We start from the raw sequence: 14,019 nt of genomic DNA on the forward strand, positions 1-14,019 counted from the left end.
CCGAGCTCGTCGAGCACGATCAGGTCGAGCCGCGACAGCTGCGCCGCCAGGGTCCCGCCTTTGCCGATCCGGGTCTCCTCTTCGAGGCGTGTCACCAGACCAGTGGACCGCATCGCGGCGGCATCCCGTTCGCGCGAGGGAGCTTGTTCCACCTTCTCAAGAATCCTGTCTATCGGGGTATGATCGTTCACAAGGGCCAAGCCTATCCCGGGGAGCACGAGCCGATCGTCGATGAGGAGTTGTGGAACGAGGTCCAGAGCCGCCTCGCAGAGAAGGCCCCGCCCAGAAAGCGCGGCACCAACCGGCAGCAGGACGCCTTCTTCCTCGATCGTCTGTTTGATCCTGGCGGGCGACCCATGGTGATCGATTATTCCGTGAAGGGCTCTCGCCGTTATCGCTATTATCAGTCCCGTCGCGATCTCGTTCGCAAGGCGGGCGCGAACGGAACGCGCATCTCTGTCGGCGTTCTGGAAAACTATGTCGTCGGTCACCTGACCACTCTGCTTGGAGACCAGCATCAGCTCCGGCGAATCTCGGGTATCACGGACGGCGCGCGCCTTGCTTTGTTGTTCGCCAATGCCGACCGGTTCCTCCACGAGCTCGGAAACCCGTCCAGTCAAGAAGCGGCGGTTCGATCTCTGGTGAGCAGGGTTCAGATCAATGCTACCGACGTGGTCGTCGATATCGCCGCGGCCCAACTGGTCGGCGATAGCGCAGAAGGATCGGGATGGAGTCTTACGCTGGCATCGCCGCCACGGAAGCCATTCCGCGAGGCCAAGTTGATGATCTCCGCGGGTGAGGCCCAAAAGATCGCGCGTGATGAAAAGCTTGTCGAACTGATCTCGGAAGCCTTCGAAACTAGGGCGCTTGTGATGGCGTCGCCTGACCTTGCGCTGCACAAGCTTGCGGAGAGGGAAGGGCGGTGCCGAAAGCAGATGACGCAGCTCCTCAAGCTGAGCTGGCTATCGCCGCGGATAGTTGACGGAATCATGCGGGGCAGCCAACCGCCGAGCCTGACGCGGAAACGGCTCATGGCTATCGAACTTTCTCCTAGCTGGTCTGAACAGGAGCGGCTTCTGGGATTCGGCTAGGCTGGAATCGATGCGCCCTACGATGCAGACCGCCCGCCCATTGAGGCGGGTTTTTTGTGACCGGAGACTATAGCGCGTTTCCGGGCATGTTTGGCGAGGAGAGGAAGGTCTCTCGCCCCAATCGGTTGAAGTCTACTCCGCAAGTCGCGCGGAACCGCGCCACTTCGCGGCTCGGCTCTTTCACCTCATGAAAATGTATAGTCCCGCAGGACTCTATGGTGCGGTCGAGAAGACTCGAACTTCCACGGCCTTTCGGCCACAACGACCTCAACGTTGCGCGTCTACCAGTTCCGCCACGACCGCACATCATGTTGGGCCGGACGGGTCCGGCACCGGGTAGGAGCGGGCGCCTAGCAAAGCTTTCGGGGGGATGCAAGCGAGCTTCGCCGCTTTTGTTCCGCGCGTCCCGCATCGCCCGGCGCGCGCCGTTTCGCCGCGCGGCGGAGCGCCTGTCATCGAAGCGACTCCGAAGCGTCATCCCTCTGTCATCGCTCTACCGTCAGACCGTCATCGAATCACCCTAGTGGCGGCGTCACCGGGGGCGAGACGGCGGTGCCTCTCCTCGTTCGCCGGTGATTTTTCAGCAGCGTCCAGGCGGCGCACACCGGGAACGGAGATTTTCATGGCGGCATTCGCACGCATTCGTTTGGTCATGCTCAGCGGCGTGGCCTGTTCCATCCTTGCCGCCTGCGGGGCCGACGGCGTCGCCTCGCCGGGTGAGGGCACGATCGTCATTCCGGCGCCGACGCCCACGCCGACCCCCACCCCCACGCCGACCCCGACGCCGGGCACCGTCACCCCCGCCGCCAACTGCCCGACCATCGCGGGCAGCGACCAGCTCAGCGACCTCGGCACGATCAGCGGCCCGCAGGGCACCTGGCGCAACTGCGGCTTCCCCGCGCGCTTCAACGCGACGACCGCGATTCCCAAGGTGCCGGGCGTCATCTATTCGCTGCCGGGCCGCGTCGATGTCGGCAAGGACGAGGGGCCGTCGGGCACCAACACGGTCGTCACGCTGACGATCGACCCCGGCGTCGTCATCTTCGGCGCGACCGGCGTGTCGTGGCTCGCGGTCAACCGCGGCAACAAGATCGACGCGGTCGGCACCCCGACCCAGCCGATCATCTTCACCGGCCGCGGCAACGTCGTCGGCTCGGCCGACGACAGCACCTCGCAGCTGTGGGGCGGCGTCGTGCTGCTGGGCCGCGCGCCGGTCACCGACTGCTTCGCGCCGGGGCCGGGCGTCGTCGAGGGGACCGACAGCTGCTACCGCGAGACCGAAGGTGCCAGCGGCGCCCATTACGGCGGGTCGAACAAGGCCGACAGCTCGGGCCGCATGTCCTATGTCCAGCTCCGCTATTCGGGCTTCACCCTCGCGCCCGACAAGGAGCTTCAGGCGCTGACCCCCTCGGGCGTGGGTTCGGGCACGCAGCTCGACCATATCCAGAGCCACAACAGCTCCGACGACGGTATCGAGGTGTTCGGCGGCAATGTGAACATGAAGCACCTCGTCATCACCGGCGCCGAGGACGACAGCCTCGACACCGATGTCGGCTATCAGGGCAACATCCAATATGTGATCGCGGTCCAGCGCGCCGGCGGCACGATCGGCGACTCGATCATGGAGATCGATTCGGACGGCAACGAGAATGCGTCGCCGCGCCAGCGCGTGACGATATCCAACTTCACCTTCATCCACCGCAACAATGCGGCGGGGAACGGCGCCGCGATCCGTATCCGCGGCGGGGCCGATTATAATTTCGTCAACGGCCTGATCGTCGCGCCGGGGTTCCGCTGCCTGCGCATCGACAGCACGACGACGACGCAGGCCGCCAATCCCGCGCTCGACGAAGCCGGCCCGCCGCGCTTCGAATCGGTCTCGATGCAGTGCAACGGCACGCCGTTCCGCGGCGGCGGAAGCCCCGCCGTCACCGATGCGGAGGTGCGGGCGATCTTCGAACTGGGGGCGGAGAACCGGTCGACCTATGTGCCGACGCTGGCCGACCTGTTCGTCAACGGCGCGACCGAGACCGGCTTCAAGCCGTTCGATGCCAGGACGCTGAACGCCTTCTTCGACACCACGGCCTATGTCGGCGCCGTCCGCGACGCCAGCGACACCTGGTATCAGGGCTGGACGTGCAACTCGGCCACCGCCTCCTTCGGGTCGGCGAGCGGCGCCTGCACCGCGATCCCGACGACCTGATCCGACGCGACCCGATCGGGGGAGCGGGCGGGCGCTGCACCGGCCCGCTCCCCCTTCTGCCTTATTCTTGGGGACACTCCACATGACCAAGCGGCCGATCTTCGCCAGCCTGCTTCTCCTCAGCTCCGCGCTCGTCGCGCCGGCCGCCCTCGCCCAGCAGGAGCCGGCCGCCGAAGGCGCGGCGCCCGCCGGCGAACGCCCGGCGTCCGACGAGGCGCAGGGCGACGTCTCGATCCCCGGCGGCGGCGGGCAGGAGATCGTCGTCACCGGCCGCTTCACCCCCAACGTCGTCCGCGCGACGCCGGAGGTCGTGTCGGTGCTCTCCTCGGCCGACATTGCGCGCACCGGCGAAGGCGACATCTCGGGCTCGCTTCAGCGCGTGACCGGCCTTTCGGTCGTCGGCGGCGGCTTCGTCTATGTCCGCGGGCTGGGCGACCGCTATTCGCTGGCCTTGCTCAACGGATCGCCGCTGCCGAGCCCCGAACCGCTGAAGCGCGTCGTGCCGCTCGACATCTTTCCGTCCAACGTGATCGATTCGACGCTGGTCCAGAAAAGCTATTCGGCGAACTTTCCCGGCGAGTTCGGCGGCGGGGTGATCAACCTGACGACCAAGGCGACCCCGCGCGAACCCTTCCTGACCCTGTCGGGCGGCATCGGCTGGGACAGCGAGACGACCAACCAGCTCGGCTATACCTATTATGGCAGCGACACCGACTGGACGGGGTTCGACGACGGCACCCGCGACGTGCCGCCGCTGTTCGCCGCCGCGCTGGCCAGCGGCAAGCCGGTCCTCGAGGGCGCCGATTTCAGCCGGGACGAATTGAAGGCGATGGCGATGCAGCTGTCGAACGCGCCGACGACGCTCCTCCAGCAGAACGACCATATCCCGGTCAACTGGTCGGCGGGGCTCACCGGCGGCACGACGATCGCGCTTCCGGGCGGCGAACTGGGCATCATCGCGACCGCCGGGATCAGCAACAAGTGGCGCACCCGCGACACGCTGCAGCAGACCTCGGTCGAGCGCGACCTGTCGGGCGATCCGCAGTCGAGCTATAACCGCGTCGTCACCGACAATCGCGTCGTCGTGAACGGCCTGCTCGGCTTCGGGCTGGAACTCGGCGATCACAAGCTGCGTTGGACCAGCCTCTATATCCGCGACACGCTGAAGCAGGCCCGGCTCGCGCTCGGCACCGACCGCAACCAGTCCGACCGCGACATCATGAAGCAGGACACCGCCTGGTACGAACGACAGCTGATCAACACCCAGTTCGTCGGCGAGTTCAAGTTCGACCGGCTGTCGCTCGACCTGCGCGGCGCCTACGCCAATTCGCAGCGCGAGGCGCCCTATGAGCGCAGCTTCACCTATGTCCGCACCAACCTGCCCCCCGAACAGGACCCGGTCGGCGGCAAGTTCGTCAACGACCTCGGCGGCAGCCGAGGCGACGCGTCGATCGCCTTTTCGGACCTGAACGAGGATCTGTGGTCGGGCGGCGTCGACCTGTCCTACGAAATCGCGCCGCGCGTCAGCGCGACGGTCGGCTATGCCTACAGCGACACGCACCGCGTCGCGACGCGCCGGTCCTTCCTGTTCCGCGCCTCGAACCTGCCGCTGGCGGTACAGCAGCTCCGCCCCGACTATCTGCTCTCCGACGCGACGATCCAGCTCTATGACATCACGATGATCGAAACCTCGGCGCAGGACGGCACAGCGGCCTTCGATGCCAAGCTGCGCACCCACGCGGGTTATGCCCAGCTTCAGGCCGAGATCGTGCCGGGGGTCAACGTCAATGCGGGCGTCCGCTATGAACAGGCGAAGCAGACGGTCGCGCCGGTCGACCTGTTCGGCAGCGGCTCGTCGGCGATCGTGGCGACCGACCTCGACCGCGATTACTGGCTGCCGGCGGTGACGCTGACCTGGGAACTGGCGCCCGATATGCAGCTTCGCGCGAGCGGGTCCAAGACGATCGCGCGCCCGCAGTTCCGCGAACTGGTGGCGCAGGTCTATCAGGACCCCGAATCGAACCGCTTGTACCGCGGCAACCCGTCGCTCACCGACAGCGAGCTGTGGAATGCCGAGGCGCGCTACGAATGGTATTTCGGGCGCGATCAGCGGCTGTCGGTCGCCGGCTTCTACAAGGCGATCGATAATCCGATCGAGGCCTATACCTCGATCTCGGATTCGTCGATCAACACCAGCTACGCCAACGCGCCCAAGGCGACGCTCTATGGCGCCGAGGTCGAGCTTCAGAAATATGTGCCGCTGGACAATATGTCGGATGGGGCCTTCTGGGCCAGCCGCCGGCTCGTGCTGATCGGCAACTACACCTACACGCAGTCGAAGATAAAGGTCGGCGCGGGCGACACCACCGTCATCGATGGGAACCGGCAGGACGCGGCCAATTATTTCTTCGACGGCGCGCCGCTGACCGGCCAGTCCGACCATCTGGTCAACGTCCAGATCGGGCTGGAGGACACCGACCGGCTGTCGCAGCAGACGTTGCTGCTGACCTATGCCAGCCCGCGCGTCACCAGCCGCGGTCCGTCGGGGCAGCCCGACCTGCTCGAAAAACCGGGCGTCTCGCTCGATTTCATCGCGCGGCAGGGCCTGATGCTGCTCGGCAAGGAGATCGAACTGAAGTTCGAGGCCCGCAACCTGACCGGCCGCACCTACAAGGAGGTGCAGGAATCGGGGAGCAACCGCATCTATTTCAACCGCTACAAGCTCGGCCGCACCTTCTCGCTGAGCGCGTCGCTCAAATTCTAGACTCCGTCCTGCGGGGATTTAGGGTTCGGCACAGCTTTTCCCATTCGTCACCCTGAACTTGTTTGGCAATTATCCCTTTTCGACAGGTGACTGTTCCCCGGCGAATGCCGGGGTCCAGATGGCGCAGCGCTACCACGCATGGACCCCGGCTTTCGCCGGGGAACAGCTCCCTACTTGCGTGAAGGGTATATACCCCGACTTGTTTCAGAGCCTGCCTCGGACCCGATCCAGGGGTCCATGGTCTGCCCTCGACTGAACGACGGCGCAAAAGGGAAGGTCCGGCCATGGATGCTGAAACAAGTTCAGCATGACGAACGGATGGGGCAGCACGCCGAACCCCGAATCCCACAGGCCGTAGATTCCGATGACTTCGGATCGACCCCCTTTTTGCGTCATTGCGAGCGGAGCGAAGCAATCCAGGGCGGTTACCGCCTGCTCTGGATTGCCGCGCGGCTGCGCCGCTCGCGGGTAACGGTCCCTTGACGGCATCATGCCATAGCAATGCGACTACCTTGCTCTTCACGGAAGGGCATTCACCCTCGGACTCGCTCCACTGACAAAAAACTGTAATCTTCCCGTCAACTGATTGTCACCGATCGGCCCTAGGGCGATTCGCGTGCCGCAGATTCAGCCTCGGGGGGACAAAGGGATTTCATGGCGATGGTGATGCCCGGATCGGCCTTGCGGCTGCCGCGCGCGTTTCCCGCGTGGCTGCGCGGCAGCCGGCGTTCGCCGCGCGCGCTGGCGCCGACGCTGCTCGTCGGCCTGCTCGGCGCGCTGCTCGTGCTGCAGGCCGTGCGCCTGCTGTGGGCGCTGATCGTGCCGCTGGCGCCGCTCGGCGCGTGGCAGCCGCAGACCGCGGCGATCGCGTCGCCCGCCGAACGGCGCGCGCTGTTCGCGGGCTTCGATCCCTTCTTCCGCACCGCGGCGCAGGGACCGGCGAGCGCGACCGTCACCGCGCTCGGGCTGACCCTCCACGGCGTCAATATCAACGAGGCGACCGGCGGCGGCTCGGCGATCATCGCGGGCGAGGACGGCGTGCAGGCGAGCTATGCGGTCGGCGACGAGATCGCACCGGGGGTGACGCTCGCGGGCGTCGCCTTCGACCATGTCGTGCTCGACCGCGGCGGTGCGCGCGAAAGTCTCTTCCTCGACCAGAGCGGCGAGGCGCCGGTCGCCAATCCCGCATCATCGCTTCCCGCGCCGACCCCTGAGCCTGCGGCTCCCGCCACCGGCGGCGAACTCTCGCCCGCCGCGCTGAAGGCGGGGGTCGCCTTCGCGCCGCGCAGCGAGGGTGGGCGCGTCACCGGCCTCGTCGTTCAGCCGCAGGGTGACGGCACCGCCTTCCGCGCCGCGGGCTTGCGCCCCGGCGACGTCATCCGGTCGGTCGGCGGCCGGCCGATCGCATCCGCGGGCGACGCCGCCGCGCTCGCGGGCCAGCTCACGCCGGGCGCGCGCCTGTCGCTCGAGGTCGAGCGCGGCGCGAGCGTCGTCCCCATCGCCCTCTTCCTGTCAAAGCCGTAGGTTCATGCGTTTCAAACTTTCCCTGATGCTGGCCGTCGCGCTCGTTTCCGCCGCACCGGCCCCCGCGTCGGCCCAATATACGCTCAACGTCCGCGACGCCGACATCCGCGCCTTCATCCAGGACGCGGCGCGCATCACCGGGCGGACCTTCGTCATCGACGGGCGCGTCAACGGAAAGGTGTCGGTCGTCACCGACCGGCCGCTGTCGCGCAGCGAATATTTCGAGATATTCCTCGCCACCCTGCGCTCGAATGGGCTGGTCGCGGTGCCGGGCCCGAACGGCAGCTATCGCATCCAGCCGATCGACGGCGCCGCGGCGCAGCCCGGCCGCATCGGCAGCGACCGCGCGGCGCAGAACCAGTTCGTGACCGAGATCATCCGCCTGCGCCACATCGACGCCGTCGCGGCGGTCGAAACGCTGCGTCCGCTGGTCAGCGCGCAGGGGTCGCTGACCGCGAACCGCAACGCCAACAGCCTCGTCGTCGCCGATTTCGCCGACAATATCCGCCGCATCCGCGCGCTCGCCGCCAGCATCGACCGCGACAGCTCGACCAGCGAGATCGTGTCGCTGAAGAATGCCGGCGCGCGAGAGATCGCCGCGGCCCTGCAGGCGCTGGTGCCCGCGGCCGGGGAGGGGGCTCAGGCGCCGCTCGCGGTCGTCCCCATCGACAGCAGCAACGCCATCGCGCTGCGCGGCGACCAGGCGATGGTCGCGCGCTTCGTCCAGATGGCGCGCGACCTCGACCAGAAGGCGGCGGGCGGCACCGAATTGCGCGTCTATTGGCTCGAACATGCGAATGCCGAGACGCTGCTTCCGACCTTGCAACAACTCGTCGGTGGCGGCAGCGACCCGGCGCAGAAGGCGGGGCTTCCCCCTGCATCCTCCTCCTTCGGATCGGCGGGCGAGGGTGGGGCCCGCCGCGGCGCCGGCCGCCGCGTCCGCCCGCGTCGGCGGATCGGGCGGCAGCATCGCGACGCGCGGACCCGCGATCGTCACCCGCTACGAGGGCGCGAACGCGATCATCGTCGCCGCCAATTCCGACGTGCAGCGCATGCTCGGCGAACTGATCCGCCAGCTCGACGCACGGCGCGAGCAGGTGCTGGTCGAGGCGGTGGTGGTCGAGATCGGCGACGATGCGGCGAAGCGGCTCGGCGTCCAGTTCCTGCTCGGCGGCAAGAATATCCCGTTCGCCGCGACCAATTACAGCAACGCGGTGCCGAACATCCTGACGATCGGCGGCGCCTATGCGGCCAACCGGCTGACCCAGGAAACGACGACGGTCAACGGCACCACCACCGTCACCCAGACGACGAGCGCGCTGGGCAACAGCCTGCAGGAAGCGGCGGCGGCCTCGATCCTCCAGGCGACCGGCGGCTTCGGCGGTTTCGCGGGGGATATCGGCAAGAATACCGTGTTCGGCACGATCATCAACGCGGTGCGGTCGGACACGAGTTCGAACCTGCTGGCGACGCCGCATATCGTGACGCTCGACAATCAGGCGGCGAAATTCCTCGTCGGGCAGGAGGTGCCGATCACCACCGGCGAGGCGCTCAGCGACAATTTCGACAACGCCTTCCGCACCGTCCAGCGCGAGGAGGTCGGCATCAAGCTGGAGGTCACGCCGCAGGTCAACGCGGCGGGCGAGGTCAAGCTGTTCGTGCGGCAGGAGGTGTCGAGCGTCGCCGGCCCGGTATCGTCGCGCAACAGCGACCTGATCCTCAACAAGCGCTATTTCGAAACGACGCTGACCGTCGACGACGGACAGATACTGGCGATCGGCGGCCTGCTCAACGACGACGAGCGGCGGACGATCGAGCGCGTGCCGCTGCTCAGCGACATTCCGCTGATCGGCGAGCTGTTCAAGTCGCGCACCCGCAGCCGCGCCAAGACCAACCTGATGGTGTTCATCCGCCCGACCGTGCTGCGCAGCCGCGAGGACAATGCCGCGCTCACCGCGCGCCGCTACGGCTTCATCCGCGATGCCCAGCTTCGCCGCAATCCCGATGCCGAGCCGGCGATCGATGCGCTGGTGCGCGACTATCTGGGCACGGTGCCGCCGCTGCCGAGCGCGCCGACCGCCGCCGACACCACCGTCGGCCCGGTCGACCTTCCCGCGCTGCGCGGCGCCGACGGCACGGTCACGCCGACCGAGGTGCCGCCGTCGGTCGGGGACGCGCCGCGGCCGGGGGGAGCGGATCGGTGAACGCCGCCGAACCGGCCATGCCCCCTGCGGCGCCGGTCGATATCCCCTATGGCTTCGCGCGCGCGCGCGGCGTCGTCATCGCGCCGGGCGAGGACGGTGTGTGGCTGGCGACGCTGCGCGAGGGCAGCGATCCCGCGGTGCTGATCGAGGTCAGGCGCCACCTCGCGGCGCCGCTGCGCATCGCCACCGCGCCGCCTGCCGATTTCGACCGCCTGCTGTCCGATCATTATGCCGTCGACGCGTCGGCCGCGGCGATGGCGGGGTCGCTCGAAGGCGGCGACATCGATCTGATCGCGGGCGGCCTGCCCAGCGCCGAGGACCTGCTCGACAGCGCCGACGACGCCCCCGCGATCCGCCTGATCAACGCGATCATCGCCGAAGCGGTGCGGCAGGGGGTCAGCGACATCCATGTCGAGCCCTATGAAAGCGGGCTGGTCGTGCGGATGCGCACCGACGGGGTGCTGCGCGAGCATCTGCGCATGCCGCCGCACGTCGCGCCGGTGGTCGTCAGCCGCATCAAGGTGATGGCGCGCCTCGACATCGCGGAGCGCCGGGTGCCGCAGGACGGGCGCATCGCGCTGACGCTCGCGGGCAAGGCGGTCGACGTGCGCGTCTCGACCCTGCCGAGCCGCGCCGGGGAGCGCGTGGTGATGCGCATCCTCGACAAGGACACGGCGGGGATCGACTTCGATGTCCTCGGCCTGACGGGCGAGGCCGACCGCATATTGCGCGAGGCGCTCGCCGAACCGAACGGCATCATCCTCGTCACCGGGCCCACCGGGTCGGGCAAGACGACGACGCTCTATGCGGCGCTGAAGCAGTTGAACGACGGGCAGCGGAATATCCTGACCGTCGAGGACCCCGTCGAATATGCCGTCGACGGCGTCGGCCAGACGCAGGTGAACCCGAAGGTCGGGCTCGATTTCGCGGCGGGGCTGCGCGCGATCCTGCGCCAGGACCCCGACGTCGTGATGGTCGGCGAAATCCGCGACCGCGAAACCGCCGACATCGCGGTGCAGGCGTCGCTGACCGGCCACCTCGTGCTGTCGACCGTCCACACCAACGACGCGGTGGGCGCGATCACCCGCCTCAAGGACCTGAAGGTCGAGCCCTTCCTGCTCGCCTCGACGCTGCGCGCAGTGCTCGCGCAGCGGCTGGTCCGCAAGCTCTGCGACCATTGCCGCGAGCCGGTGCAGGCCGACAACGGCATCGCCGCGGTGCTCGGGCTCGACATCGGCACGGTGATCTGGCGCCCGAAAGGGTGCGAGGCGTGCGGCCACAGCGGCTTCAAGGGCCGCATCGGCGTGTTCGAGGCGATCCGGGTCGACGAAACGATCCGCCGCTTCATCTACGCCGGCGGCGACGAGACGATGATTGCCAAGCATGCTTTCCTGAAAGCCCCGACGCTCGCCAGTGCGGCGCGCGCGATGGTCGCGAAGGGGCTGACCACGCCCGAGGAGGCGATCCGCATCGCGCGGCGCGAGGATGTCGATGCCTGACTATCGCTATGTGGCGATCGACCCGCGCGGGCGCGAGCGCCGCGGGCGCCTGCGCGCCGCGAACGACGATGCCGCGCGCGCCGACCTGACCGCGCGCCGCTTCCACATCGTCGCGGTGGAAGAGGCGGGGGCGCGGCCGGCCGGCCGTTCGCTGTTTCTCGCGCGGCGCCGCGAGCGCCTGACCGCGAGGGACCTCGCGCTGTTCACGCGCCAGCTGGCGACGCTGGCCGAGGTCGCGCCGCTCGAAGAGGCGCTGCGCACGCTGGGTCGTCAGAGCGAAGCGGAAAGCGCGCGCGCGGTGATCGGCGACGTCCACGCTGGGCTGCTCGAAGGTCGCCGCCTCGCCGACGCGATGGCGCGCCAGCCGCGCAGCTTTCCGCCGCTTTACCGCGCAATGGTCGCGGCGGGGGAGACGACCGGCAGCCTGACGCTGATCCTCGCGCGGCTCGCCGACCTGCTCGAACGCCAGGCCGAGGTGCGCGGCAAGCTGATCGCGGCGCTCGCCTATCCGATCGTGCTCGCCATCGTCGCGGTCGGGGTCGTCGCGGCGCTGATGATCTTCGTCGTCCCGCGCGTCGTCGAACAGTTCACCGACGTCGGGCAGCAGCTTCCCTTCCTGACCCGCGCGGTGATCGCGATCTCGGGCTTCCTCGCGGGCTGGTGGTGGCTGATCGCGCTGCTGCTCGCCGCGGCCGCCTTCGGCTGGACGACGGCGATGCGCCGCCCCGCGTTCAAGGCGCGAGTCGACGCGCGGCTTCTGGGTCTGCCTTTGCTCGGACGGCTGCTGCGCGACCTGTACGCCGCCCGCTTCGCGCGCACCCTCGCGACGATGGTGTCGAGCCGGCTACCGCTGGTCGAGGGGCTGCGGCTGACGGTGCCGACGATTCGCAACGCGGCGCTCGCCGCCGCGACCGCGGGGCTCGTCGATCAGGTGCGCGCCGGCGGCAGCCTGTCGTCGGCACTTCGCGATGCGGGGGTGTTCCCGCCGCTGCTCGTCTACATGACCGCGAGCGGCGAAAGCGCGGGGCGGCTGGAGGCGATGCTCGAACGCGCCGCCGATTATCTGGAGCGCGAGTTCGACCGCTTCACGGCGGCGTCGATGGCGTTACTCGAACCTGTCATAATTGTCGTTATGGGGTCGTGCGTCGCCTTGATCATCCTCTCCATTCTGCTGCCGATCCTCCAGTTGCAGAACCTTGCGGGGCTATAATAGATGTCGCTGATGCAGCTTTTCCTTCGCCTGATGCTCGATTCCTCGCGCCCGGCCGTTCGGCGCCGCCGCCACAAGGGCGAACGCGGCTTCACCCTGACCGAACTGATGGTGGTGATCTTCATCATCGGCCTGCTCGCGACGGTGGTGATGATCAACGTGCTGCCGAGCCAGGACAAGGCGATGGTGACCAAGGCAAAGGCCGATATCGCCACGCTGGAAAACGCGCTCGAACAATATCGCCTCGACAATCTCACCTATCCGGCGACCAGCGACGGGCTGAACGCGCTCGTCACCGCGCCGCCCTCGCTCGGCCAGCCCGAACGCTACCGTCGCGGCGGCTATATCAAGAAACTGCCGGACGATCCTTGGGGACGGCCCTATAATTATCAGGCGCCCGCCGCGAACGGAAAGGCGTTCGACGTCTGGTCGCTCGGCGCCGACGGCGCGCCGGGCGGGACCGACGACAATGCCGATATCCGCGGAGACAGCTAAGGCCACGGCACGGCTTCGCGGCGCCGGCGATCGGGGATTCACGCTCGTCGAACTGATGGTGGTGCTGGCGATCCTCGCGCTGGCCGCCACCGCGGTCGTGCTCACCATTCCCGGTGAGGAGCGCGGGCTTCGCAGCGAGGCCGACCGGCTCGCGGCGCGGCTTGCCGCCGCGCGCGACGTCGCGGTGATCGAGGGGCGCAGCGTCGCGGTCGATTTCGCGCCCTCGGGCTATGGCTTCGCGCGCCGCGTCGACGGCGCGTGGCAGCCGCTTCCCGGCCGCGCGTTCGAACAACGGAACTGGCCGCCCGGAACAGCGTTCGCGGCCGGGGACGGACAGGCGGTCGCGCGCATCCTCTTCGACCGCGTCGGCACCAGCCCGACGCCGCAGGCGCTGCGGCTGTCGAGCGGCGATGCGCGCGCGATGATCCGCGTCTCGGCGACGGGGGAAATCGGTCGTGACGAATAGGCGGAACCGTTCCCTGGCGAAAGCCGGGGTCCACGACATCGAGCGCGGCTCGCCGCCGCTCTGGGCCCCGGCGTCCGCCGGGGCGCGATCAAGGGCCGATGATCGCGGCTTCACTTTGCTCGAGATGCTCGTCGCGCTCAGCATCATCAGCATCGCGGCGCTGACGCTGGTGCGGCTCGACGCCTATGCGGTCCGCTCGGCGGGCGACCTCGACGAGCGCACGGTCGCGGGCATCGTCGCGCAGAATCGCGCGGTCGAAATCTGGACCGACCCCGTGCCGCCGACGATCGGCACCAGCGCGGTCGGCGTTGCCAACGCCGGCCGCAACTGGCGCATCGAACAGCGCGTCGCGCGCACCGCCGACGATAGTCTGCTGCGCATCGACCTGATCGTGCGCCCCGAAAGCGGTCGCGGTCAGGCGGCGCTGACGATCGTCAGGTCGTCGCGGTGAGGAAGGGTCTGGAGCATAGAGCCTTAAATCGGCCCCATCGTCCCGTTCGTGTCGAGCGCAGTCGAGACACCCATCGGCCTTGCGCCGCGCTGACAGGTGTCTCGACTGCGCT

General features: G+C 68.3%; 9 protein-coding genes, 1 tRNA gene and 2 pseudogenes. 10 read left to right on the top strand and 2 right to left on the bottom strand.

Annotated elements, in window-relative coordinates; translation table 11 throughout:
- Positions 1 to 98, bottom strand: a pseudogene (locus ABS88_RS20765) (ATPase); the annotation flags it as partial.
- Between the two features lie 45 nt (positions 99 to 143).
- Between ABS88_RS20765 and ABS88_RS20770 the strand changes: the two are divergent.
- On the top strand, positions 144 to 1,091 hold the full coding sequence (locus ABS88_RS20770; protein WP_286750467.1) for a recombinase family protein: 948 nt from the start codon (positions 144 to 146) through the stop codon (positions 1,089 to 1,091).
- A gap of 216 nt (positions 1,092 to 1,307) precedes the next feature.
- Here ABS88_RS20770 and ABS88_RS20775 read toward each other — a convergent pair.
- Positions 1,308 to 1,394, bottom strand: a tRNA-Leu gene (locus ABS88_RS20775).
- A 319-nt stretch (positions 1,395 to 1,713) separates the two neighbouring features.
- On the opposite strand from ABS88_RS20775, the gene ABS88_RS20780 reads away from it, so the two are divergent.
- From ABS88_RS20780 to gspI, 9 genes and pseudogenes are all read left to right on the top strand, one after another.
- Positions 1,714 to 3,294, top strand: a complete 1,581-nt coding sequence (locus ABS88_RS20780) for a beta-helix domain-containing protein (protein ID WP_067113713.1) — start codon at positions 1,714 to 1,716, stop codon at positions 3,292 to 3,294.
- 82 nt (positions 3,295 to 3,376) lie between these two features.
- Entirely contained in the window at positions 3,377 to 6,058 is a 2,682-nt protein-coding gene (locus tag ABS88_RS20785; RefSeq protein ID WP_104959349.1) for a TonB-dependent receptor domain-containing protein, read from the top strand.
- Positions 6,059 to 6,712: 654 nt separating this feature from the next.
- On the top strand, positions 6,713 to 7,582 hold the full coding sequence (locus ABS88_RS20790) for a type II secretion system protein N (RefSeq protein ID WP_083675015.1): 870 nt from the start codon (positions 6,713 to 6,715) through the stop codon (positions 7,580 to 7,582).
- Between the two features lie 4 nt (positions 7,583 to 7,586).
- Positions 7,587 to 9,786 (top strand): annotated as a pseudogene (gene gspD, locus ABS88_RS20795) (type II secretion system secretin GspD).
- Between the two features lie 17 nt (positions 9,787 to 9,803).
- A complete protein-coding gene (gene gspE / locus ABS88_RS20800) occupies positions 9,804 to 11,285 on the top strand; it encodes a type II secretion system ATPase GspE (RefSeq protein WP_076077592.1) in 1,482 nt (493 codons plus the stop codon).
- Complete coding sequence (gene gspF / locus ABS88_RS20805; RefSeq protein ID WP_076077589.1) at positions 11,278 to 12,495, top strand: type II secretion system inner membrane protein GspF; 1,218 nt, start codon at positions 11,278 to 11,280, stop codon at positions 12,493 to 12,495. Before gspE ends, gspF begins: the two co-directional genes overlap by 8 nt.
- Positions 12,496 to 12,528: 33 nt before the next feature.
- Positions 12,529 to 12,990, top strand: a complete 462-nt coding sequence (gene gspG / locus ABS88_RS20810; RefSeq protein WP_076077597.1) for a type II secretion system major pseudopilin GspG — start codon at positions 12,529 to 12,531, stop codon at positions 12,988 to 12,990.
- Positions 12,965 to 13,456, top strand: coding sequence for a GspH/FimT family pseudopilin (locus ABS88_RS20815; RefSeq protein WP_104959351.1), 492 nt, complete (start codon positions 12,965 to 12,967; stop codon positions 13,454 to 13,456). The genes gspG and ABS88_RS20815 overlap by 26 nt, the downstream gene beginning before the upstream one ends.
- On the top strand, positions 13,446 to 13,907 hold the full coding sequence (gene gspI / locus ABS88_RS20820) for a type II secretion system minor pseudopilin GspI (RefSeq protein WP_234002568.1): 462 nt from the start codon (positions 13,446 to 13,448) through the stop codon (positions 13,905 to 13,907). Before ABS88_RS20815 ends, gspI begins: the two co-directional genes overlap by 11 nt.
- Positions 13,908 to 14,019 lie beyond the last annotated feature (112 nt).

This window comes from Sphingopyxis sp. SCN 67-31 (genome assembly GCF_001725095.1).